This is a genomic window from Caballeronia temeraria (assembly GCF_001544795.2).
Classification (GTDB): Bacteria; Pseudomonadota; Gammaproteobacteria; order Burkholderiales; family Burkholderiaceae; genus Caballeronia; species Caballeronia temeraria.
In genome coordinates, this window is sequence record NZ_FCOI02000103.1 from 1 (window position 1) to 1,410 (window position 1,410).

Below are 1,410 nucleotides of genomic sequence, written 5' to 3' on the forward strand. Positions count from 1 at the left end.
GCCTCTTTTGAATTCTCAGTGGGTGGTTTGGCGGGTCGAGGGCGGGCGTAAGCCCGGCGCAGCGAACCCTTGAGGCGCACTGATTCGATAAGCTGAGTCATGGCTGGTTGCGGCAGAATGCTGGAACCAGCCATGCAAGACGAAACGAACAATGACGAACCAACTGTTTGAAGCCGCGCTGGGAATCAAGGCCCCGTGGTACGTACAAAGCGTCGACTTTGATGCCGGCAAACGCCAGCTCACGATTGCGGTGGACTTCGTCGCGGGCAGCCGGTTCGGTTATGCCAGCGTCGCCGGCGAGCACCCGGTGCACGACACGCAAATCAAGCGTCTGCGCCATCTGAATTTCTTTCAGCACGAGTGCTATCTGGAAGTACGAGTGCCGCGCGTGCGCTTGCCGGACGGCTCGGTACGGTTGGTGGAACCTGATTGGGTCGGCCAACTCAGCGGCTTCACGTTGCTGTTCGAGGCGCTCGTGCTGATGCTCGCTCAGCAGATGCCGTTTGCTGCCGTGGCGCGCATCGTCAACCTGTCGTGGCACCGGGTTCACGCCATCTGCTCGCGCTATGTGGAACTGGCGCTCGCGTCGGCGGACCTGTCGGAGGTGACGACAGTGGCGATTGACGAAACCTCGTACCGGCGCGGTCATGAGTATCTGACACTGGTTGCCGACATGCAGGCGCGGCGGGTCGTGTTCGTGACGACCGGCAAGGATGCCAGCACGATTGAACGCTTCGCCGCCTATCTGGGCCAACACGGTGGCAAGCCCGAACAGGTCGGCTCGGTCAGCATCGACATGTCGCCGGCTTTCATCAAGGGAGTCAACGAACATCTGCCCGATGCGCGGCTGAGCTTCGACAAGTTTCACGTCGTCGCGCACGCGTCCAAGGCGCTCGATTCAGTGCGTCGCCAACAACAGAAGGTCGACCCGGAACTTAAAGGCATGCGCTGGACGCTGCTGAAAGACGCGAACAAGCTCAATCTGGCCCAACTGACTGACCTCGAGGCGCTCGTCAGTCAGTACACTACCAGCCGCACGGCACGCGCCTGGCTGTATCGCGAGCAACTGCGAGAAATTCTCGAGCGCAAGCAAATCAATGTCGTCTCCGAGATGTTGCAACAGTGGTGCACCAACGTCATGCGCTCGAAGGTCGAACCGATGAAGGATGTGGTGCGATTGATTCGCCGACACTTCGACGGCATCGTCGCCTGGACCCAGACTCGCCAGACCAACGGCTTCATCGAAGCCATCAACGGACTGTTTCAGGCCGCCAAGCGCAAGGCGCGCGGATACGCTCGCTTCGAAACCATGCGAACGGTCCTGTTTCTCATCGCAGGCAAACTCGACTTCTCCGCATTCAACTCGCATGCCCGCTGAAGGCCGTTACCCACTCCGTTTTCAAAAGAGCC

General features: G+C 60.0%; 1 protein-coding gene. It reads left to right on the forward strand.

From position 1 onward, the window contains the following. Positions 1–151: 151 nt before the first annotated feature. Positions 152–1,378, forward strand: a complete 1,227-nt coding sequence (locus tag AWB76_RS38610) for an ISL3 family transposase (RefSeq protein WP_061165326.1) — start codon at positions 152–154, stop codon at positions 1,376–1,378. Positions 1,379–1,410: the final 32 nt, after the last annotated feature.